The organism is Euryhalocaulis caribicus, from assembly GCF_000412185.1.
GTDB lineage: Bacteria > Pseudomonadota > Alphaproteobacteria > Caulobacterales > Maricaulaceae > Euryhalocaulis > Euryhalocaulis caribicus.
Genome location: NZ_ASJA01000007.1, coordinates 80,374 through 101,663 on the forward strand (window position 1 = coordinate 80,374; position 21,290 = coordinate 101,663).

General features: G+C 62.4%; 18 protein-coding genes. 16 read left to right on the forward strand and 2 right to left on the reverse strand.

Going from position 1 to position 21,290, the window contains the following annotated elements:
* The first annotated feature begins 162 nt into the window (after window positions 1–162).
* The 16 genes from dnaE (at window position 163) to lpxB (ending at window position 18,362) form a co-directional block, all read left to right on the forward strand.
* A complete protein-coding gene (dnaE, locus tag L338_RS07540) occupies window positions 163–3,600 on the forward strand; it encodes a DNA polymerase III subunit alpha (protein WP_022697761.1) in 3,438 nt (1,145 codons plus the stop codon).
* 177 nt (window positions 3,601–3,777) lie between these two features.
* The gene (rpsB, locus tag L338_RS07545; protein WP_022697762.1) at window positions 3,778–4,686 is read left to right on the forward strand and encodes a 30S ribosomal protein S2; all 909 of its coding nucleotides are present in this window, start codon (window positions 3,778–3,780) and stop codon (window positions 4,684–4,686) included.
* A 43-nt stretch (window positions 4,687–4,729) separates the two neighbouring features.
* On the forward strand, window positions 4,730–5,665 hold the full coding sequence (gene tsf / locus L338_RS07550; RefSeq protein ID WP_022697763.1) for a translation elongation factor Ts: 936 nt from the start codon (window positions 4,730–4,732) through the stop codon (window positions 5,663–5,665).
* Window positions 5,666–5,710: 45 nt separating this feature from the next.
* Window positions 5,711–6,502 carry a UMP kinase gene (gene pyrH, locus L338_RS07555; protein WP_022697764.1) on the forward strand — a complete coding sequence of 264 codons (792 nt, stop codon included), beginning with the start codon at window positions 5,711–5,713 and terminating at the stop codon, window positions 6,500–6,502.
* Complete coding sequence (gene frr / locus L338_RS07560) at window positions 6,499–7,059, forward strand: ribosome recycling factor (protein WP_022697765.1); 561 nt, start codon at window positions 6,499–6,501, stop codon at window positions 7,057–7,059. Before pyrH ends, frr begins: the two co-directional genes overlap by 4 nt.
* 24 nt (window positions 7,060–7,083) lie before the next feature.
* Complete coding sequence (locus tag L338_RS07565; RefSeq protein WP_022697766.1) at window positions 7,084–7,821, forward strand: isoprenyl transferase; 738 nt, start codon at window positions 7,084–7,086, stop codon at window positions 7,819–7,821.
* A 37-nt stretch (window positions 7,822–7,858) separates the two neighbouring features.
* On the forward strand, window positions 7,859–8,662 hold the full coding sequence (locus tag L338_RS07570) for a phosphatidate cytidylyltransferase (RefSeq protein WP_051122728.1): 804 nt from the start codon (window positions 7,859–7,861) through the stop codon (window positions 8,660–8,662).
* Complete coding sequence (locus L338_RS07575; protein ID WP_022697768.1) at window positions 8,659–9,828, forward strand: 1-deoxy-D-xylulose-5-phosphate reductoisomerase; 1,170 nt, start codon at window positions 8,659–8,661, stop codon at window positions 9,826–9,828. The genes L338_RS07570 and L338_RS07575 overlap by 4 nt, the downstream gene beginning before the upstream one ends.
* A gap of 15 nt (window positions 9,829–9,843) precedes the next feature.
* Window positions 9,844–11,034 (forward strand): M50 family metallopeptidase, encoded by a 1,191-nt coding sequence (locus L338_RS07580; protein WP_022697769.1) that lies wholly within the window; start codon window positions 9,844–9,846, stop codon window positions 11,032–11,034.
* 53 nt (window positions 11,035–11,087) lie between these two features.
* On the forward strand, window positions 11,088–13,493 hold the full coding sequence (gene bamA / locus L338_RS07585) for an outer membrane protein assembly factor BamA (RefSeq protein WP_022697770.1): 2,406 nt from the start codon (window positions 11,088–11,090) through the stop codon (window positions 13,491–13,493).
* A gap of 12 nt (window positions 13,494–13,505) precedes the next feature.
* Window positions 13,506–14,090 carry an OmpH/Skp family outer membrane protein gene (locus tag L338_RS07590; RefSeq protein ID WP_022697771.1) on the forward strand — a complete coding sequence of 195 codons (585 nt, stop codon included), beginning with the start codon at window positions 13,506–13,508 and terminating at the stop codon, window positions 14,088–14,090.
* 24 nt (window positions 14,091–14,114) lie between these two features.
* Window positions 14,115–15,143 carry a UDP-3-O-(3-hydroxymyristoyl)glucosamine N-acyltransferase gene (gene lpxD, locus L338_RS07595; RefSeq protein WP_022697772.1) on the forward strand — a complete coding sequence of 343 codons (1,029 nt, stop codon included), beginning with the start codon at window positions 14,115–14,117 and terminating at the stop codon, window positions 15,141–15,143.
* 23 nt (window positions 15,144–15,166) lie between these two features.
* Complete coding sequence (gene fabZ, locus L338_RS07600) at window positions 15,167–15,586, forward strand: 3-hydroxyacyl-ACP dehydratase FabZ (protein ID WP_051122736.1); 420 nt, start codon at window positions 15,167–15,169, stop codon at window positions 15,584–15,586.
* Window positions 15,583–16,380 carry an acyl-ACP--UDP-N-acetylglucosamine O-acyltransferase gene (gene lpxA / locus L338_RS07605; protein WP_022697774.1) on the forward strand — a complete coding sequence of 266 codons (798 nt, stop codon included), beginning with the start codon at window positions 15,583–15,585 and terminating at the stop codon, window positions 16,378–16,380. The genes fabZ and lpxA overlap by 4 nt, the downstream gene beginning before the upstream one ends.
* A 4-nt stretch (window positions 16,381–16,384) precedes the next feature.
* Window positions 16,385–17,212, forward strand: a complete 828-nt coding sequence (locus L338_RS07610) for an LpxI family protein (RefSeq protein WP_022697775.1) — start codon at window positions 16,385–16,387, stop codon at window positions 17,210–17,212.
* On the forward strand, window positions 17,202–18,362 hold the full coding sequence (lpxB, locus tag L338_RS07615; protein WP_022697776.1) for a lipid-A-disaccharide synthase: 1,161 nt from the start codon (window positions 17,202–17,204) through the stop codon (window positions 18,360–18,362). Before L338_RS07610 ends, lpxB begins: the two co-directional genes overlap by 11 nt.
* Here the strand turns inward: lpxB and gltA are convergent.
* Window positions 18,359–19,663 carry a citrate synthase gene (gene gltA, locus L338_RS07620; RefSeq protein ID WP_022697777.1) on the reverse strand — a complete coding sequence of 435 codons (1,305 nt, stop codon included), beginning with the start codon at window positions 19,661–19,663 and terminating at the stop codon, window positions 18,359–18,361. The genes lpxB and gltA overlap by 4 nt on opposite strands.
* Before the next feature lie 50 nt (window positions 19,664–19,713).
* Window positions 19,714–21,105, reverse strand: coding sequence for a glutamate--tRNA ligase (gltX, locus tag L338_RS07625; RefSeq protein WP_022697778.1), 1,392 nt, complete (start codon window positions 21,103–21,105; stop codon window positions 19,714–19,716).
* Window positions 21,106–21,290 lie beyond the last annotated feature (185 nt).

Here is a 21,290-nt window from a genome sequence, read left to right on the forward strand (position 1 = left end):
ACTCAATTGGAGGATGACATGCACAAGAATCTTCTCAAAGACGCCGCCGCCCTTTCCGTCACCGCCGGTCTGCTGTGGATGGTTACAGCCTGGAGTCTGGTTCTGGGCGGCTAGCCGGGGCTAGGCTGATCCATAGCCCTTCCGCGAGTCGCGTGGCGATCCATGTCTTCAACTCCGCCCTTCATTCATCTGCGCGTCCGGTCCGCCTATTCCCTGCTTGAGGGCGCGATCCGGATAGACCAGCTGGCCGAGCTGTGCCGGGAACGGCAGATGCCGGCCGTGGCGCTGACCGACACGAACAATCTGTTCGGCGCGCTGGAGTTTTCGGAGAAGCTGTCGAAGGCCGGGGTTCAGCCCATTGTCGGCTGTTCGCTCGCGGTGGCCCATGATGAGCGCCCGCTGGGCGAGACGCGGCGCGAACCGGTCGGGACAATTGCGCTGCTTGCGCAGGACGATGCGGGCTACAAAAACCTGTTGAAGCTCTCGAGCAAGGCGTTTCTTGAGGTGCAGAGCGATGAACAGGCTCATGTCGCCTTTTCCGATCTGGAGGCGCATTCAGAGGGACTGATCGCGCTCAGCGGCGGCCCGGACGGCCCGGTCAACCGGCTTTATTGCGGCGGCGCGCAGGATGAAGCGGTCAAGCTGATCAACCGCCTGTCCGCCGCATTCCCGGACCGTTTCTATATCGAGTTGCAGCGACACGACGTTGATCGTGAAAAACAGGCCGAGGTGTTCCTTCTGAACGAGGCCTACGCCCACAAGCTGCCTGTTGTCGCCACCAATGAAGCCTATTTCCCCGACCCGGCCATGCATGAAGCGCATGACGCGCTGCTCTGCATCGCGGACGGCGCCTATCTGGATTCACGCGATCGCCGGAAGGTGACGCGTGATCATGATTTCAAGACCAGTCAGGAAATGCGGGAGCGTTTCGCCGATCTTCCCGAGGCGCTGGACAGCACGATCGAGATCGCGCGCCGCTGCGCTTTCCGTCCGCGCACCAGCGCGCCCATCCTTCCAAGTTTCAATACCGGCGAAGGCCGCACGGAGAGCGAAGAGCTCGCCGTTCAGGCGCGCGACGGCCTGAAGGCGCGGCTGGCGAAGCTGGAGGCCGCGGCGCCGGTCGAGGATTACGAAAAGCGGCTGGAATACGAACTCGGCGTGATCGAGGGGATGGGCTTTCCCGGCTATTTCCTGATCGTTTCGGATTTCATCAAATGGGCCAAGGCGCATGACGTGCCGGTCGGGCCGGGCCGGGGCTCGGGGGCCGGGTCTCTTGTCGCCTGGTCATTGACGATTACCGACCTTGACCCAATTCGTTATGGGCTGATCTTCGAGCGATTTCTGAACCCGGAACGCGTCTCGATGCCAGACTTTGACATCGACTTCTGTCAGGAGCGGCGGGGTCACGTCATTGATTATGTCCAGAAGAAATATGGCGATGACCGCGTCGCCCAGATCATCACGTTCGGCACGCTTCAGGCCCGGGCCGTTCTGCGCGATGTCGGCCGGGTGATGCAGCTGCCCTATGGGCAGGTCGACCGCCTCGCCAAGCTGGTGCCCAGCAATCCCGCCAACCCGGTGACGCTGGCTGAAGCGGTCCAGACCGAGGACCGTATTCAGGCCTGGCGGAAAGAGGAGTCGGACGTCGACACCCTCATCAGCATGGCCCTGAAACTTGAGGGCCTGTTCCGGAACGCCTCGACCCATGCCGCCGGCGTCGTGATCGGCGACCGGCCGTTGACCGAGATGGTGCCGCTTTACCGCGACCCGCGCTCCGATATTCCCGCAACCCAGTTCAACATGAAATGGGTCGAGCCGGCGGGGCTCGTCAAATTCGACTTCCTGGGTCTGAAAACCCTGACCGTCATTGCCCGCGCGCTCAACTATCTGGAAGAGCAGGACATCGCGGTCGATCTGGAGAAGGCCCCGGACGACGACCCGGCGACGTTCGAGCTTTTGAGCGCGGGCAATTCCATCGGCGTGTTCCAGATGGAATCGACCGGCATGCGCGACACGCTGCGCAAGGTGAAACCCGATACGATCGAAGACATCATCGCGCTTATTTCGCTTTATCGTCCGGGTCCGATGAAAAACATCGATTCCTATGTCGCCCGGAAATACGGCGATGAGGAGATTGATTATCTCCACCCGGATCTGGAGCCGGTGCTGAAAGAGACTTACGGCATCATCATCTACCAGGAACAGGTGATGCAGATTGCCCAGATCCTCTCCGGCTACTCGCTGGGCGAGGCCGATCTTCTCCGGCGCGCCATGGGCAAGAAGATCAAGGAGGAGATGGACAAGCAGAAGGCGCGTTTCCTCGAGGGAACGGCCACGCATGGTCTGACGGACGCCAAGGCCAGCCACATCTTTGATCTGGTGGCCGAATTTGCCGGGTACGGCTTCAACAAGAGTCACGCCGCCGCCTACGCCGTCATCGCCTATCGCACCGCTTATCTGAAAGCCAATTACCCGGTCGAGTTCCTCGCCGCCCTGATGAGTCTGGATATCGCCAATACAGACAAGCTGGCGATGATGTTCCAGGAGGCGCGGCGGATCGATGTCCAGATTTTGCCGCCGGACATTAATCGCTCCGAAGCCGATTTCGCCGTCGAGGACGGCGCGATCCATTATGCGCTCGGCGCGATCCGCAATGTCGGGCGGGCTGCGATGGAGCATGTTGTCGCCGCGCGCAAGGCGGATGGCCCCTTCAAGGACCTCTACGACTTTGCAGAGCGGGTCGACCCCAAGCTGGTGAACAAGCGCGCCTTTGAAAACCTGGCGCGGTCCGGCGCATTCGATTCTCTCGAGCCTGATCGCTCGAAGGCCTATCACGCGGCGGAAACCCTGCTGGCGCTGGCCGCATCCAGCGAACAGGACCGGGCCAGTTCCCAATCCAACCTGTTCGGCGGCGAAATGCAGGATTCCGTGCGCCCGCCCTTGCCCGCCGGCGCGTCCTGGACCGCGGTTGAACGCCTTGATGAGGAGCTGTCAGCGATCGGTTTCTACCTGTCCGGCCATCCGCTGGACGATATGGTGGACTCCCTGCGGTCCCGCGCCGTGACGCTTTTCGCCGAGGCCCCCGAGCGGGCGCGCGAGGGCGCGTCCGCGCTACGCCTGGCCGGCATGGTCCGGGCGCGGCAGGAGCGGGTTTCCAGCAAATCCGGCGAGCGGTTCGCCTTTCTGGCCCTGTCGGACCCCACCGGAGAATTTGAAGTTCTGGTTCCTCCGGAAACCCTGCGCCGGTCCCGCGACGACATGGAGACAGGCGCGGCGGTCAGCGTCCGGGTGCGCGTGGACTCACGCGACGGCGATATCAGGTTTTTCGCGGATTCCGTCGAACCGCTTGACCGGCAGATGTCGCAAGGCGTGGAAGGATTCCGGGTCTTTCTGTCCGATCCCAAGGCTTCTACGGCGATCAGCGAGAGCATTCGTCAGCTGCAGCGTGTAAAGGAAGGCGAGGGCGTCATACGCATCGTCATGCCCTTGCCGGAAGGGCAGGAGGGCGAGTTCGAACTGTCCGAACGGATCCTTCCTGATCCCGGCGCGCGGCGCGCCCTAGCGGCGGCGGCTGGCGTGGATCGTGTTGAAGAGCTGTAATCAACGGTCCGGCGCGCTTGCGCCTTGAACGCGGCGCGCTTATAGACCGCCTCGCAAAACCGCACGCGGGTTCGGCCTGACGAACGGAGACATCGTTCGCTGGCCCTTTCCGGTGCCGTCCTCGTATTGAGGCGGTGCAGCCCGCGGAGGCCTAACCGGAGAAAAGGAAGAACGATTATGGCTCTGCCGGAATTTTCCATGCGCCAGCTGCTTGAGGCCGGCGCGCATTTTGGTCACCAGACGCATCGCTGGAACCCGAAAATGGATCGCTACATCTTTGGCGATCGCTCGAATATCCACATCATTGACCTGTCCCAGACTGTCCCGCTGCTGCATCAGGCGCTGGTGACTGCGCGTGACGTCGCCGCCAAGGGCGGCCGGGTCCTGTTTGTGGGCACCAAGCGCCAGGCGTCCGAACCGGTCGCCAGAGCCGCGGCCCGCTGCGCGCAGTATTTCGTCAATCATCGCTGGCTTGGCGGCACGATGACGAACTGGGCGACCATTTCTCACTCCATCGCCCGTCTGCGCGAACTGGAAGACATTCTTTCCAACGACGACCAGAGCGGCCTGACCAAGAAAGAGCTTCTGGTCCTGAACCGTGAGCGCGACAAGCTGGAGCGTTCGCTGGGCGGCATCAAGGAAATGGGCGGCATTCCCGATCTCATGTTCGTGATCGACACGAACAAGGAGCAGATCGCGATCAACGAAGCGAAAAAACTGGGCATTCCGGTGATCGCCATCGTCGACACCAATTGCGACCCGGACCGCGTTGATTTCCCGATCCCGGGCAATGATGACGCCGCGCGCGCCATTACGCTGTATTGCGACCTGATGTCCGACGCCATTCTGGACGGCATGGCTGAAGGCCAGGAAGCCTCCGGCGTGGATCTGGGCGAGGCGGAAGCGCCGGTTGAGCGCGCCCTGCAGAACGCCGGCGACGAAATGGCGACGGAAGAAGCCAAGCCGGAAGAACAGGAAGCCGCCGCCGAAGCTCCGGCAGAAGCAGCTGAGCCTGCGGCTGAAGAGTCCGGCGACGATGCAAAGACCGACGCCGCCGGCGACGGCAAGGAAACCGAGAAGGCCTGATCTCAGGCCTTTTGACGACAAAATCCATACGGAGCTTCTAGTGATGGCGAATATTACCGCGAGCCAGGTCAAGGAACTGCGCGAATCCACCGGCGCGGGCATGATGGACTGCAAGACTGCGCTGAACGAAACCGGCGGCGATATGGAAGCCGCGGTCGACTGGCTGCGCAAGAAAGGCCTGTCCAAGGCGGCCAAGAAGGCGGACCGCGCCGCGACGGACGGTCTCATCGGCCTGGCGTTCGACGCCAAGGATGGCGGCATGACCGGCGCCATGGTCGAGGTAAACTCCGAGACCGATTTCGTGGCCCGGAACGAAGAGTTCCAGGCCGGCGTGCGCGCGATCGCGGCGGCCGCGACGGACGCCAGTGACGTCGATGCCCTCAAGGGCGCGACGCTGGACTCCGGCGAGGACGTTGAAACCCGCCTGACCAACATGATCGCGAAGATCGGTGAGAACATGACCCTGCGCCGCATGGCGCGGATCGATGTCGCTCCGGGCGTTGTCACCGGTTACGTGCACAATGCGGCCGCAGAAAATCTCGGCAAGATTGGCGTTCTGGTCGGCCTGAAATCCGAAGGCGACACCGACAAGCTGAACGAGCTTGGCCGCAAGATCGCCATGCACGTGGCGGCTGCGGCTCCGCTGGCCAAGGATGTCGACTCGCTGGATCCGGAAGTGATCGAGCGCGAACGCACCCTGCTGGCCGATCAGGCCCGTGACTCCGGAAAGCCGGAAAGCATCATCGACAAGATGGTCGAGGGCCGCATGCGGAAATTCTACGAAGAGTCGGTTCTGCTGAACCAGCCTTTCGTGATGGATCCGGACGTTACGGTCAGCCAGCTGGTCGAAAACACCGGCAAGGAGCTTGGCGCGTCTATCGAGCTTGTCGACTTCATTCGCCTTGGTCTTGGCGAAGGCGTCGAGAAAAACGAAGACGATTTCGCGAGCGAAGTGGCCGCGATGGCGGGCAAGGGCTGATTTCCGGTTTCGGCGGGCGGGCTGGCTCGTCTAGTATCGCGCGCTGTGACTGACTCGTCTGACCATACCGATATTCCCCGCGAGGCCGACGCGCCTCGCGGGGAACCGCGTTTCAAACGCGTTCTCCTGAAAATTTCCGGCGAAGCCCTGATGGGCGACAAGGCCTACGGCATCGACCTGGAAACGGCCGATCGCATTGCGCTTGAAGTGGCGGATGCGGTCAATCGCGGCGTGGAAATGTGCCTGGTGATCGGCGGCGGGAATATTTTCCGCGGTCTGTCCGCCGCCGCCAAGGGGATGGAGCGCGCCTCCGCCGATTATATGGGCATGCTGGCGACGGTCATGAACGCGCTGGGCATGCAGAATGCGCTGGAAAACCGCGATCTGGAAACCCGCGTTCTGTCGGCGATCCCGATGGACACCATTGCCGAGCCCTATATTCGCCGCCGCGCCATGCGCCATATGGAAAAGGGCCGCGTGGTGATCTTTGCGGGCGGCACCGGCAACCCGTTCTTCACCACCGATACCGCCGCGGCCTTGCGCGCGGCGGAAATGGGATGCGACGCCTTGCTGAAGGGCACGCAGGTCGACGGGGTTTATGATGCGGACCCGAAAACCAGTCCGGATGCTGTAAGGTTTGACGAACTGGATTATCTTGAGGTTCTGTCGCGCGACCTTCGCGTCATGGATGCTTCCGCCGTCAGCCTGATGCGCGAAAACGACATTCCAATCGTGGTGTTTTCGATCCGGGACCGCGGTTGCCTGTCACGCGTCCTGAGCGGGCAGGGCGCCTGTACAATTATCAAGAACATGCCTGGGGAGGGCGGCTCGAAATGAGCGGTGAATTCGACGTAAATGACATTAATCGCCGTATGGAAGGCGCGCTTGGCGCGCTGAAACATGAATTCGGCGGGCTGCGCACGGGCCGTGCTTCGGCCAGCCTGCTCGACAATGTCACGGTCGAGGCCTACGGCGCGCAGACGCCCCTCAGCCAGATCGGCAGCGTGAACGTGCCCGAGCCGCGCATGCTTTCGATCAATGTCTGGGACAAGAGCATGGTCGGCGCGGTGGAAAAGGCGATCCGCAACTCCAATCTGGGCGTGAACCCGGTCGTGGACGGCCAGAATGTGCGCATTCCGATTCCGCCGCTGAACGAGGAACGCCGTCAGGAGCTGTCCAAGGTCGCCGGCGGCTATGCCGAACAGGCCCGGGTCGCGGTTCGCAATGTCCGCCGCGATGGGATGGATTCGCTGAAACGCCTCGAAAAGGACGGAATGATCAGCGAGGATGAACACAAGGCCTATGCTGACGATGTTCAGAAAGCGACCGACGCCTACATCAAGAAAGTCGACGAGGCGCTGAAGGCCAAGCAGGACGAAATCATGCAGGTCTGAACAGGACCGCATGGGGGAGGGACCTTGAGTCAGAGCGAAGCAACGAAACGGCCGGCGCCGAACCACATCGCCATCATCATGGATGGCAATGGGCGGTGGGCGCAGAGCCGCGGCTTGCCTCGTTCAGCGGGTCACAAGGCGGGCGTGGAGGCTGTACGCCGCGCCGTTAAAGCCGCCGAAAAACTTGACCTCAAATATCTGACTCTGTTCGGCTTTTCGACCGAAAACTGGAACCGTCCGCGCGCGGAGGTCGACGCCCTGTTCGACCTGTTGCGCCGCTTTGTGAACAGTGATCTGGAATCGCTGAAAGCGCGCAATGTGCGGATTCGAATTCTCGGCGCCCGGGAAAATCTCTCCGCCGACCTGAAAGAGATTGTCGAGCGGGCGGAAAACGAAACCCGGGACAATACGGGACCGGTGCTGTCTATCGCATTCAATTATGGCGGACGCGATGAAATTGTTCGCGCCGCGCGGCGCATGGCTGACGCCGCCGCCCGCGGCGAGCTGAATGTCGAGACCATGGACGAGAGTGGTTTTGCGCGTTTTCTCGATAGCGCGGACCTGCCTGATCCGGATCTTGTCATCCGCACCAGCGGCGAGCAGCGGCTGAGCAATTTCCTCGTCTGGCAGGCGGCCTACGCCGAATTCTGCTTCGCGGACGTGCTGTGGCCGGATTTTGCAGAAGAGCATCTGCGCGCCGCGATGGAAGACTATTGCAACAGGGAGCGTCGCTTCGGCGGCCTTTCACACGCTGCGGCTTGAGAGTCCCCTTCCGCCCAGACGCGGGAGGGATCCGGCGTTGCCGTTGCGGATTGCCTCCGCAGTGGTGCTGGCCCCGGTCGCGCTGCTGATCGCGTGGCAGGGCGGATGGGCGCTGGCCGGTTTCGTGACATTTTTCGCCGTGGCGATGAGCTATGAGTGGGTCAAGATGTCTGACCCCGGCGCGCCGCCGCGCGCCTATTCCATGTTTGCCGCCATCGTCAGCGGCGCTTCCGCCCTGGCTGGCGCCGACGCATGGCGCTGGGTGTTCGGGGTGATCCTGGTCGGCGCGTTTCTAATGGCGTTCGAGCGGGTCCTGCGGGGCGGCATATGGCGCGCCGCGGTCGGGGTGCCGTATGTCGGACTGCCCTGTGTCGCGATTATCTGGCTGGGCAACAGCGCTGCAGGCGGATTCTATGTCCTCCTCTATCTGTTCGTGGTCGTGTGGTCGGCCGACACCTGCGCCTATCTGACCGGAACATGGATCGGCGGGCCGAAGCTCTGGCCGCGCGCGAGCCCGAACAAGACATGGAGCGGCCTGATCGGGGGGCTGGCCGCAGGCGCGGCTGCAGGGGCGCTGGGGGCGTCCATAATGGGCGTGCGGGAAGATGCGTGGATCTTCGCGCTGGTCGCCATCCCGATGGCGCTGGCGGCCGTGGGGGGAGACCTGCTGGAATCCGTGCTCAAGCGGCGCTTTGGCGTGAAAGACACTGGCACGCTGATTCCCGGTCATGGCGGCGTGTTGGACAGGGTGGACGCGCTGATTGCCGCCGTGCTGGTTTTCGCCAGCGTTTTGCTGATCCGTCCGGATCTTTTCCAACCGTTCCAGCAGGGTCTGCCATGACCAGCGTTTCCATTCTCGGCTCCACAGGCTCGGTCGGCGTCAGCACGCTGGACGTGATCAGGGCCGCCGGCGGCGATTATTCCGTCGCCGCTCTGGCGGCTGGCTGCAATGTGGAGCGTCTGGCGGCCCAGGCGAAAGCGTTCCGCCCGGATTTCGTCGCGATCGCTGATGAAAGCCTTCTAACGCCACTTCGCGAGGCTCTGTCCGGTCTCCCGATTGAAACCGGGGCCGGGGAGGCTGCGCTTATCGAGGCGGCGGGCCGGGGCGACGCGGTTGTCGCCGCGATTGTTGGCGCCGCCGGCCTGAAGCCCTCGCTTGCGGCCGCCCGGCGCGGCGCGCGTCTGGCCATCGCCAACAAGGAGTGCCTGGTGTCGGCTGGCGCGCTGTTCACGGGGGCCGTGAAACAGTCTGGGGGTGTAATGCTCCCGGTCGATTCAGAACACAGCGCCGTATTTCAACTTCTGGAGGGACGAAAGCCCGATACGGTCCGCAAGGTGACGCTGACGGCTTCGGGCGGTCCGTTCCGCACATGGTCCAGAGAGAAAATCCTCGCCGCCGCTCCGGAAGACGCCTTGCGCCATCCCACCTGGGAGATGGGCGCGAAAATCACCATCGATTCCGCGACCCTGATGAACAAGGGGCTGGAACTGATTGAAGCCAGTGTCCTTTTCGGCATCGGCGATGACCAGCTGGACGTTCTGGTCCATCCGCAATCCATCGTCCATGCGCTGGTGGAGTTCACCGACGGCGCCGTTTTGAGCCATATGGGCGCGCCCGACATGAAGGGGCCAATCGCCTATGCGCTGAGCTGGCCGGCGCGAATAGCGGACGTAACGCCGCCGCTGGATCTCGCGGAAATCGGATCGCTGACATTCGAGTCTCCGGATCCGTCGCGTTTCCCGGCGCTGGAACTTGCGCGGGCGGCGCTGCGGCAGGGCGGGCATGCGCCCGCGGCGCTCAATGCGGCGAACGAGGTGGCGGTCGCCAGCTTCCTTGACCGGCGCATAGGCTTCCCGGATATTTCATCTGTCGTTCAGCGAGTTCTGGATAATCTGTCAGCGGGGCAGGATTTGAACGCCAGCGGCATGACGCTTGAATCCGTGTTGGAAATTGACGCGCGCGCCCGTAGCGCCGCCTCAGGCATCATCGCCGCCCGCGCGGCCTGACCAGTTCGAGGACACATGATCGATTTCATTCTCTCCGCGCCGATCTTCCTGCTGGCCTTTGTGCTGGTCATTTCCATCGTCGTGGTCATCCATGAGCTTGGACACTACTGGGTGGGCCGTTGGTGCGGGGTGACCATCGAATCCTTCTCCATCGGCTTCGGGCCTACACTTTTAGCCTGGACGGATAAGCACGATACGGTCTGGCGGGTCGCGGCGCTGCCGCTGGGCGGTTACGTGAAGTTTCTGGGCGATGCGGACGCGGCCAGCGCGCCGGATGCCGAAGCGCTTGCAACGCTGAAAGCCAAGGTCTCGCGGGAGCGCGGGCCTGACGCTGTGAAAGGCGTGTTCCATTTCCTGCCATTATGGCGCCGCGCGGCGATCGTGGCGGCCGGGCCGGTGGCCAATTTCCTGCTCGCAATCGCGATATTCGCCGGAATTATCATGACCGCCGGCGTCGCCACGACGCCAGCCATTGTCGGGACCGTCCTGGAAGATTCCGCCGCGGAGGAAGCCGGCTTCCTGCCGAATGACGAAATTCTCGCAATCGATGGACGCACGGTAGAATCGTTCACCGATGTCGCGCAGGTCGTCGCCCTGCGTGCGGGCGATCCGCTTCGTTTCGATGTGTTGCGGGATGGCGAAACGATTACGCTGAACGCGACCCCGCGCCGGACCCAGCGTGAGGACCCGATCGGCGGGAAAATGTCGACCGGCGTTCTGGGCATTGGTCAGAACATGGAATTGAATCGCGAGCGCCATGGCCCCGTGACCGCAATCGCCATGGGGGCGGGGCAAACCTGGACTGTTGTGGCCACGACCGGCGATTATCTGGGACGCATCATCAGGGGCAAGGAGCCGGCGGACATGCTGGGCGGTCCCATCAGGATCGCGACCTATTCCGGGAAAACGGCGGTGGACACGCTGGCGATAGAGGCGGATCCGCTTCAGAAGCTTCAAATACTGGTTCTGCGGCTCATCAGCCTGGCCGGCGTTGTCTCGGTTGGACTGGGATTGATTAATCTTGTGCCCATCCCGGTTCTCGACGGCGGGCATCTACTGTACTACGCCTACGAAGCCGTGGCGGGCAGACCATTGAGCGAGAGGGCGCAGGCTTTCGGATTCAAGGTCGGCTTGCTGCTCGTGGCGAGTTTGATGTTGTTTGCCACGTGGAATGATTTGATCTATCTGCGCGGCTTCTTCTCTTGATAGCCGTCAAACTGTGGGGAGCGCCCATCCTGATGCTTTCTCGTGCGACACGCATGATTTCCCTGGCTTTCGCGCTTTGCCTGATGGCTGGCGCCGCCGGGGCGCAAGAACCCGCAGCGGAAGCTGACCAGGGCGGCCAGACCGGCGCCGTGATGGAGGTGGATCCGGACACGGAGGCGCTGGTTGACCAGTCCGCGCCCGTGCAACAGCGGATCAACGGAATCGTCGTACGCGGCAATCAACGGGTCGAACCCAATACCGTTATCTCTTATCTCGCCCTTCAGCCGGGCGATTATTACGATCCGGCGCGCGTTGACCTGTCGCTGAAAACGCTGTTCGCGACCGGCCTTTTCGCCGATGTCAGCATGACGTTCGAAGGCGGCAACCTGATCGTCGAGGTGGTGGAAAACCCGATCATCAACCGCGTGATTTTTGAGGGCAATAACGCGCTCGACACCGAAAAGCTGACTGACGAGGTCGAGGTTGAGCCGCGGGCCGTCTTTACGCGCGCCCGTGTTCAGGCTGACGTGCAGCGGATTATCGAGCTTTACCGCCGCTCCGGCCGGTTCGCCGCCACGGTCACGCCGAAGATCGTCCAGCAGCCGCAGAACCGTGTGGACCTGATTTTCGAGGTCTCGGAAGGTCCTGTGACGCATGTGCGCCGCATCAACTTCATCGGCAACGAAGAATTCTCTGACCGGCGCCTCCGCCGGGTTCTGGTGACCGAAGAATCGCGTTTCTGGCGCTTCTTCTCGTCCAACGACAATTACGATCCCGACCGTCTGGAATATGATCGCGAACTCCTCCGCCAGTATTATGCGGACCGAGGCTATGCGGATTTCCGAGTCGTGTCGGCGCTGGCCGAGCTGACGCCCGACCAGAAGGGTTTCTACATCACCTTCACGGTGGAAGAGGGCGTTCGCTACGATTTCGGCGAGATCACCGTTGAGACCGAACTGGACCAGCTGTCCGCCGAAGGTCTGCGCGCCTTTGTCGGGATTGATAGCGGCGACCAGTTTGACGGCAGCGCAATCGAATCCGCGGTGGACTCCCTGACCTTCGCCGCCGGCACCTCGGGGTATGCTTTTGTCGATATTCGTCCGACGCTGAACCGGAACACCGAGGAACAGACTGTCGATGTCACGTTCGAGGTCTCCGAAGGCCCGCGCGTTTACATCGAACGCATCGAGATCGTCGGCAATGAGCGTACGCTCGACCGCGTGATCCGGCGTGAAATGCAGCTTGTGGAAGGCGACGCCTTCAACCGCATCCTTCTGGACCGTTCCCGCAACCGGATTCGCGCGCTCGGCTTCTTTGAAGAAGTCGAGATCGAGGAAACCGCCGGAACAATGGATGACCGGACAATCGTTCAGGTCGGCGTGACAGAACAGCCGACGGGCGAATTGTCCTTCGGCGCCGGCTTCTCTTCTGTCGACGCGTTCCTGTTCGACCTGCAGGTCAGCGAACGTAATCTGCGCGGCCGGGGACAATTCCTGCGCTTCCGTATCTCGGCCAGTTCGCGGCGTCAGACCATCGATATCCGGTTTACAGAGCCGCGCTTCCTGGGCCGGAACTTGGCGGCGGGCTTTGACCTGTTCTCGATCCGGACGGACTTCTCGGACGAAGCGAACTTTGAAAGCCAGTCCACGGGCGCCGCGCTTCGCGTCGGGTTCCCGGTGTCGCGCGACGCTTCGCTGGGCCTGCGCTACATTATCCGTCAGGACGATGTGGACGCCTTCTTCGGCGCGACAAGCTCGGTTCTGACCTCGCAAGGCGAAAGCCTCACCTCCCTGTTCGGTTACACGCTGCGCTGGGACAAGCGGAACGATCCCATTCGCCCGACGCGCGGGTTTGATGTGTCCCTCAGTCAAGATTTCGCCGGAATTGGCGGCGATGTTCAGTATCTGAGAACCGAGATGCAGGGCACGGTTTATCGCGGCATCTGGCGGCAGGTCGTTGCCAGCCTTAGCGGCGAAGCCGGCTACATCACGGGATGGGGCGGAGATACCGTTCGGATTAATGACCGTTTCTTCAAAGGCGGGAACAGTTTCCGCGGCTTCAAGGTGGCGGGCATCGGTCCGCGCGTTGTTCAGGAAGTCATGAACGAGGATGGCACGACCGAGTTGCGCTCGGGACAGGCGCTCGGCGGCAAGGCATACGCTATCGGCTCCGCGGAGTTGCGGTTCCCGCTGGGCCTGCCGGAGCAGTACGGCGTTGAAGGCGGATTGTTCTCCGAATTCGGCGTGCTGGGCGTTCTCGATGAAGCCGACAAGAATTTGACCGGACTTGGCGAAGACACGTTCATTGAAGACGAGCTGGGCTTCAGGGCCTCCGTCGGCGTCAGCGTATTCTGGCGCTCGCCCTTCGGCCCGGTCCGCTTCGATTTCTCAGAGGTTCTCGCCCAGGAAGAGTATGACCGGACTGAAAGCTTCCGGTTCAGCACAAGTACCCAATTCTAGGAAGGAACAGACATGTTCGTCAGAATCGCCGCGCTTACCGCGGCCATCTTCATCACGTTCGTCAGCGTGGCTTCCGCGCAGCAAGTGCTCACGCTCAACCGTGAACGCGTGCTGACGGAATCCGCCGTTGGCAAACATATCGCCACGCGCATCGAGGCGATTGGCGCGCAGATCGATCAGGAACTGGCCGCGCAGCGCGCCCCGATCGAGCAGGAAGGCCAGCGCCTCAATGCGGAAACCCAGGCCCTGACATCTGAGTCCCTGCAGCAGCGCCCGGACCTCATGCAGCGTATTCAGGACCTGCAGACGCAAGGTCAGGAATTCCAGCGTGCGCAACAGAAGGCGATCCGCGAGCTTCAGGCCACCGAAGCGCAGGCTCTGCGCCCGGTCGGCGAAGCGCTTCAGCCGATCATCTCCAGCGTTGCGGAAGAACGCGGCGCTCTGGTTGTTCTGAATCAGGGCAATGTCGTCTATTCCGCGAACAGCACGGATGTGACCGCTGATGTCATCAGTCGTCTCGACGCGCAGCTGACGACGGTGGACGTCACGCGCGTGCGCCTGCCGGAACAGCAGGCCGCGCAAGCGCAGCAGCAGTAACAAAAACATTTCGCGGGTGAGCCGGTGCCGGTCGACGATCGCTTTTATGAACGCCTCGAACCGTTATCGATTGAGACACTCGCGGATTTGACGCAGTCCCGGCTGGAGCGTGGATCCCGCGCTCCAGCCGTTTTGTCTGACGCGGACTCTCTTGAGCGCGCCGGCGAACAAACCATCGCCTTTTGCTATGGCGCGGAACCGGCGCGTACATTGCCTGAAACCGGCGCGGGCGCAGTTTTCATTCAGGAAGACCTGCTGGACGCTTGCCTGAAATCCGGCGCCAGCGCCCTGATTGTTACCCATCCTGAAGCGGCCTTTTCCAAGGCGCTGGGCGCGCTTTTCCGGCCGCGCGATATCTTCTTTTCCGATTCGCCCGTGTCCGCCGGCGCGGATATCCATGAGACCGCAAAACTGGCTCATGGCGTAGTGGTCGGGCCGGGCGCGTCCATCAGACCGAATGTCGAAATCGGGCCCTATGCCGTCATCGGGCCGGGCGTGGAGATTGGCGAGGGGACTCAAATCGGCGGCGGCTCCCAGCTCAGCTTTTCGATTGTCGGCGCGAATGTGAGCATCGGCGCGAATGCGGTGATCGGCGGCACGGGTTTTGGCATTGTGGAAAGCGCCGAAGGGCTGGTGGAGGCTCCGCATATCGGCCGCGTCATCATCGGCGAAGATGTGCGCGTTGGATCGGTGTGCACGATAGATCGCGGGCGCCTGGACGACACCGTCATAGGCCGCGCCACCAAAATCGATAATCACTGCCATATCGCGCATAATGTCCGGATCGGCGAGCGCTGCCTGATGGCGGCTTTTGCCGGCGTTTCCGGCAGCTGCGTCATCGGTGACGGGGTGATGTTTGGCGGCCGGGTCGGTGTCGGCGACCATATTTCGGTGGGCGACAATGCCCGCCTTGGCGCAGACGCCGCGCTGATGCGCGATGTTCCGGCGGGCGAGACCTGGCTTGGGTCGCCCGCCAAGCCCGCGCGCAGTTTTTTCCGCGAGGTGGCGACGCTGGAGCGCCTGTCCGGCAATCGAAAGAAGGGCAATAAGTGACCGATCTCGATCGTAATGAACTGATGAAGTGGATACCCCATCGCGATCCATTTCTCCTGATCGATCACGCCGAAGATTTTCAGGCGGGCGAAAGCCTGACCGGGGTCAAGAATGTCACGCCTGACGAGCCTTATTTTCCAGGCCATTTTCCCGGCAAACCCGTCATGCCCGGCGTTCTGATCCTTGAAGCCATGGCGCAGACTGGCGCGGCGCTGGCTGCAAAGTCTCTGGATGTAGACCCGGCCTCCGGCGTCATATTGTTCGCCACTGTGGAGCGCGCGCGGTTCCGCCGTCCGGTCGCGCCGGGCGACACGCTGAAGCTGCCGGTCAAATTGCTGAACACGCGGCATGGCCTCTACAAATTCCAGGGCGAAGCCTGGGTCGGAGAAAACAAGGCGGCGGAAGCCAGTTTCGCCGCAAAGTTCGTGGAGGGCGCGCGATGAACGCTCCCCGTATTGATCCCACAGCTATCGTGGACCCTGCGGCCGAGCTGCATGACGGCGTTGTTATCGGGCCCTACTGCACGGTTGGCCCGCGGGTCACGCTCAAGCCGCGCGTCCAGCTTATCTCTCATGTCACCGTGTCCGGCCGCACGACAATCGGGGAAGACACGGTCGTTCATCCGTTCAGCGCGCTGGGGTTTCCGCCGCAGGATTTCAAATACAAGGGCGAAGACACGCGCCTTATCATCGGCCAGCGCAACATCATCCGGGAGCATGTCACGATGCATCCCGGCACCGGCGTCGGGCGCGGGGAAACGCGCGTCGGCGATGACGGTTACTACATGATCGGTTCGCACATCGCCCATGACTGCATCATCGGCGACCGTGTCACCTTCGCCAATAACGGCACATTGGGCGGTTATGTGCAGATCGGCGATTATGTGATGCTGGGCGGGCTGGCCGCCGTGCATCAGCATTGCCGTATCGGCCGGCACTCTTTCGTCGCGGGCGGCGCCATCCTGACCAATGACGTCATTCCGTTCGGCATGGTCCAGGGCAATACGGCGCGTCTGGCGGGCCTCAACCTTGTCGGCCTGAAGCGCCGCGGATTTTCGCGCCAGACCATTCACGACCTGCGCGCGGCCTACCGCCTGCTGTTTGCGCGGGAGGGCACATTCAAGGAGCGCATCGCGGACGCCAAATCGCTGTTTGCCGACAGGCCGGAAGTCATGGAAATCGTCGATTTCATCAGCGGCGAGGCGGAACGCCCGCTCTGCCTGCCCGACCGGGACTAGCGCCATGCTCGGCCTGATCGCCGGCGCGGGAGAGTTGCCCGTCGCGATAGCTGACGGGACGGATGAGGAAATTTACGTTGTCCGTTTGAAGGGCCTCGCCGATCCGGCGCTGGAGGGCCGTCCGGGCGGGGAATTCTCGCTGGGTCAGTTGGGCGGCGTGATTGAGGCCCTGAAATCAGCCGGCGTCGCGCGGGTCATGTTTGCCGGCTATGTCGACCGGCCTGATTTTTCCACGCTCAAACCGGACTGGCGCGGCGCCCGTGCCTTGCCGCGCATCATTGCCGCTGCCACGCGCGGCGATGATGCGCTGTTACGCGCCGTCCTCGCTGAATTCGAGCGTGAAGGGTTCGAGATCGTCCCGGTCGAGTCCGCTCTGGAAACTCTGTTGGCGGAGCCTGTCCTGCTGACAGGAACAGAGCCTCGCGAGACGGATAAAATCGACATTGAGACAGCGATTGCCGCCGCCCGCGCCATTGGCGCGCTTGATATCGGTCAGGCGGCTGTAGCTTGCGCTGGTCTCGTTCTGGCGGTTGAAGCGCAGGAAGGCACGGACGCCATGCTGCGCCGGGTTGCCGGTCTGCCTTTACGCCTGCGCGGATCCGCGGACCAGCCGCGCGGCGTGCTCGCCAAGGCTCCCAAGCCGGTTCAGGATCGCCGGGTGGATCTCCCGGCGATCGGCGTCCAGACCGTTCAGGGCGCGGCGGCGGCCGGACTGGCCGGCATCGCGGTGGAAGCGGGCGGCGCGTTGATCATCAACAAGGCCGCCGTTGCCGCCGCCGCGGACGCCGCAGGCATATTCGTCATGGGCGTTGCCCCGGACCATGCGCGCTAGAAGCCCGCATATCTATCTGGTCGCCGCAGAGGCGTCCGGGGACGCGCTGGGCGCGGAACTAGCCGCGGCTCTGCAGGCGCAAGCCGCTGACATTGCGTTGAGCGGGGTGGGTGGCACGCGCATGGCGAGACAGGGCGTGGAGTCGCTGTTCGATATTTCTGATCTGTCTGTCCTGGGCTTTATCGAAGGCATAAAAGCCTATCCGCGCGTTGTCCGGCGGGCGGATGAGACAGCGGAAGATATCGTTCGCGCCGCGCCTGACGCGGTCGTGCTTATCGATTCCTGGGGGTTTACGTTGCGTGTGGCGCAGCGCGTCCGGAAACGCGCCCCGCACATAAAGCTCGTGAAATATGTCGGGCCACAGGTCTGGGCGACGCGTCCCGGCCGCGCGCGCACGCTGGCGCATGCGGTCGACCATCTTCTAACCATTCATCCATTCGACGCGCCCTTGTTTGAAGAGGAGGGGCTGAAGACCAGCTTCGTCGGCAACCCGGCGCTGTGGCGGGGTTCAGACTCCGGCGATGGAACATTGTTCCGCGTGACGCATGGCCTTGCGCCCGATGACCCCGTTCTGATGATCCTGTTCGGGTCCCGGAGCGCGGAGATCGAACGTCTTTTTGAACCCTTCGAAGCCGCCGCAGCCAGCCTTGTCGCGCAACAGCCGGGCTTGCGTCTGATCGTCCCGGTCGCTGACTCAATCAGACCGCTCCTCGAGCCCAGGCTTGCCGAAAGCCACGCTTTGAGCGGGGCCATAGTGGTGGGCGAAAATGATCGCTATGACGCGTTCGCCGCCGCGGACGCGGCCATTGCCTGTTCCGGCACGGTGACTTCAGAGCTGGCGCTGGCGGGCGTGCCCGCTGTGGTTGGCTATCGCCTCTCGCCAGTGACCCATTTCATCGCAAAACGTCTGATGCGGGCGCCCTATATTTCACTGGTGAATATCGCGGCGAACGAAAAATTGATGCCTGAGTTCGTTCAGGATGAATGCACGGGCGAGGCGCTGTGCGCTGCGGCCCGGGAGCTTCTGGGCAATGATGCGTTGCGCAATGAAAAGCGCCGCCTGCTGCGGCAGACGGCGCTTGAAATGAAAGGCGATGGCGCGCCGCCGTCAGAGACCGCGGCTCGCATCATTCTGGAACTGATCGCCTAGCGGCTGGAGAGCGCCGTGTAGTCGCGCTCCGTAGCGCCGGTATACAGCTGGCGCGGGCGGCCGATGCGCTGGTTCGGATCTTCCAGCATCTCCTGCCACTGCGCGATCCAGCCGACCGTGCGGGCCAGCGCGAACAGCACCGTGAACATGGAAGTCGGGAAGCCCATCGCTTTCAGCGTGATGCCCGAATAGAAGTCGATGTTCGGGTAGAGCTTCTTCTCGACGAAATACTCGTCTTCCAGAGCGATCTTCTCCAGCTCCATGGCGATATCGAGAAGCGGATCGTCCTTAATGCCCAGCTCGCCCAGAACTTCGTGCGCGGTTTTCTGCATCACCTTGGCGCGCGGATCGTAGTTCTTGTAGACGCGGTGACCAAAGCCCATCAGACGGAACGGATCGTTCTTGTCCTTGGCCTTGTCGATATATTCCGGAATCCGGTCGACGCTGCCGATTTCCGCCAGCATTTTCAGCGCCGCTTCGTTGGCGCCGCCATGCGCGGGCCCCCACAGGCACGCCACGCCCGCCGCGATACAGGCGAACGGATTGGCGCCGGAGGAACCGGCCAGACGCACCGTGGAAGTGGAGGCGTTCTGCTCGTGATCGGCGTGCAGCGTGAAAATCCGGTCCATGGCGCGGACAAGAGTCGGGCTTACTTCGTAATCTTCCGCCGGCACGGCAAAGCACATGCGCAGGAAATTTTCGGCATAGCTGAGATCGTTGCTGGGCGTGATGAAGGGCTGGCCGATGTGGTACTTATAGGCGCGCGCCGCGATGGTCGGCATTTTCGCGATCATGCGGTGGCTCGCCACCATGCGCTGATGCGGGTCCGTGATATCCGTGGAGTCGTGATAGAAAGCGGACAGCGCGCCGACAGCACCGACCATGATCGCCATGGGGTGCGCGTCGCGGCGGAAACCATTGAAGAACTGGTCGAACTGGGTGTGCAGCATCGTGTGGTGCGTGATGCTGTCTGTGAACGTGTCCAGCTCGTCGCCCTTGGGCAGCTCGCCATTCAGCAGCAGGTAGCAGACTTCCAGGAAGTTGGACTGTTCGGCCAGCTGATCGATCGGATAACCGCGATAGAGCAGGGTGCCTTCATCGCCATCGATGAAGGTGATCTTGGATTCACAGCTGGCGGTTGAGGCGAATCCGGGATCGAACGTGAACGCGCCGGAATTCTTGTACAGGCCGCGCACATCGACGACGTCCGGACCCAGCGTGCCTTTATAGACGGGCAGGGTGACGTTTTCGCCCTTCAGGCCGATCTTCGCTTCGCCGCCTTCTTTGATATTGCTTTCCATTATTCGTCCTCGTTCTGATGTCTGCGGCCCGAAGCGAGCCTCTCAAATTCTTATATCTGGTCCGAAATCCGGCCCAGGGATTCATCGCGGCCAAGCGCGGCCAGCGTATCTGACAGGTCCGGCGCGGGCGCGCCTGCGGTCAGTACCGCCCGGAGCGGCGCTCCAACCTTGCCGAAACCAACGCCTTCTTCTTCTGCGAATGCTTTCAACGCGTCGCCGAGCGCCGGCGCCGACCAGTCATCCAGCGCGCCCAGCGCGTCTTTTAGACGGTTCAGCCGTTCTGTTGCATCGTCATTCAGAGATTTGGCGATCTTTCCCGTGATCTCAAGCGGACGCGATGCAAACAGAAAGGCGGTCTGGTCCGCCAGTTCATTGATGGTTTTGGCGCGCGGCTTCAATGCGGGCATGGCGGCGATCAGCTGATCGCGTTTCTGCGCGGGTTTTTTAGCGGCGCCTTCGCTTTCAAGGCGCGCAATAACCAGATCGGCAAGACGGGCATCGTCGGCGTCGCGCAAATGATGCGCGTTGACGCTCGCCATTTTCTCCAGGTCCAGACGCGGCGCGGCCTTGTTGATCGCATCCAGCGCGAAGACCTTGATCACCTCGTCATCGGTGAAAATCTCCTGATCGCCGTGCGACCATCCAAGACGCAGCAGATAATTGCGCAGACCTTCCGGCAACATGCCCATATCGCGATACGCTTCAACGCCCAGCGCGCCGTGGCGCTTGGACAGTTTGGCGCCGTCATCGCCGTGAATCAGCGGCACATGGGCAAAAACCGGCTTGCCCCAGCCCAGCGCATCATAGATTTGCGATTGCCTTGCCGCGTTCACCAGATGATCATCGCCACGGATGACATGTGTGATGCCCATATCATGATCGTCGACGACGACGGCCAGCATATAGGTGGGCGTGCCATCGGCGCGCAGCAGCACCAGATCGTCGAACGTCTTGTTCGCGAACCGGACCTCGCCCTGCACTTCGTCATGAATGACCGTTTCGCCGTCATCAGGGGCGCGGAACCGGACGACGAAGCTCCCTTCGCCAGTGTCTTTGCGGTCGCGCCATGGAGAACGGAACGCATGGCCGGCTTCGTGCGCTCTGGCGCGTTCGGCGTCGGCTTCCTCGGGCGTCAGATAGCAGCGATAGGCGCCGCCGCGCTCCAGCAATTCATAGGCGGCTTCCGTATGACGATCCTGCTGTTTCGACTGATAGACGGGGTCCTCGTCCGGGGACAGGCCCAGCCAGTCGAGGCCTTCGTGAATCGCATCCACCGCCGCCTGGGTGGAGCGCGCCCGGTCGGTGTCCTCGATACGGATCAGGAATTTTCCGTTGTTCGCACGCGCGAACAACCAGTTGAAAAGCGCGGTGCGCGCGCCCCCGATATGGAGGAATCCGGTGGGCGAGGGCGCGAACCGGGTAACGACGGTTTCAGACGGCATAATCTCTTTGAGCTGTTGATGCCTGAGCGGCTTTGGCGCGGTTGATACCATGCTGTCGGAGGGATGGATAGGCCGCGGACGAAGCTTTGCCGCAGTGCAGCGTGACCGCCTCGGGCCGCTTCGTGATCGCTTTGCCAGCGCCGGTTTCGGCGTCGATCCCTGTATTGGTCCACCGGTCTTTATGG

Bases quoted from the DNA above. Each gene is read 5' to 3' on its own strand.
- gltA (WP_022697777.1), bottom strand. From the start codon at position 19,663: ATGGAAAGCAATATCAAAGAAGGCGGCGAAGCGAAGATCGGCCTGAAG.
- L338_RS07590 (WP_022697771.1), top strand. From the start codon at position 13,506: ATGTTCGTCAGAATCGCCGCGCTTACCGCGGCCATCTTCATCACGTTC.
- bamA (WP_022697770.1), top strand. From the start codon at position 11,088: ATGATTTCCCTGGCTTTCGCGCTTTGCCTGATGGCTGGCGCCGCCGGG.
- L338_RS07575 (WP_022697768.1), top strand. From the start codon at position 8,659: ATGACCAGCGTTTCCATTCTCGGCTCCACAGGCTCGGTCGGCGTCAGC.
- L338_RS07610 (WP_022697775.1), top strand. From the start codon at position 16,385: ATGCTCGGCCTGATCGCCGGCGCGGGAGAGTTGCCCGTCGCGATAGCT.
- lpxA (WP_022697774.1), top strand. From the start codon at position 15,583: ATGAACGCTCCCCGTATTGATCCCACAGCTATCGTGGACCCTGCGGCC.
- frr (WP_022697765.1), top strand. From the start codon at position 6,499: ATGAGCGGTGAATTCGACGTAAATGACATTAATCGCCGTATGGAAGGC.
- dnaE (WP_022697761.1), top strand. From the start codon at position 163: ATGTCTTCAACTCCGCCCTTCATTCATCTGCGCGTCCGGTCCGCCTAT.
- lpxB (WP_022697776.1), top strand. From the start codon at position 17,202: ATGCGCGCTAGAAGCCCGCATATCTATCTGGTCGCCGCAGAGGCGTCC.
- rpsB (WP_022697762.1), top strand. From the start codon at position 3,778: ATGGCTCTGCCGGAATTTTCCATGCGCCAGCTGCTTGAGGCCGGCGCG.
- gltX (WP_022697778.1), bottom strand. From the start codon at position 21,105: ATGCCGTCTGAAACCGTCGTTACCCGGTTCGCGCCCTCGCCCACCGGA.
- L338_RS07580 (WP_022697769.1), top strand. From the start codon at position 9,844: ATGATCGATTTCATTCTCTCCGCGCCGATCTTCCTGCTGGCCTTTGTG.
- fabZ (WP_051122736.1), top strand. From the start codon at position 15,167: ATGAAGTGGATACCCCATCGCGATCCATTTCTCCTGATCGATCACGCC.
- tsf (WP_022697763.1), top strand. From the start codon at position 4,730: ATGGCGAATATTACCGCGAGCCAGGTCAAGGAACTGCGCGAATCCACC.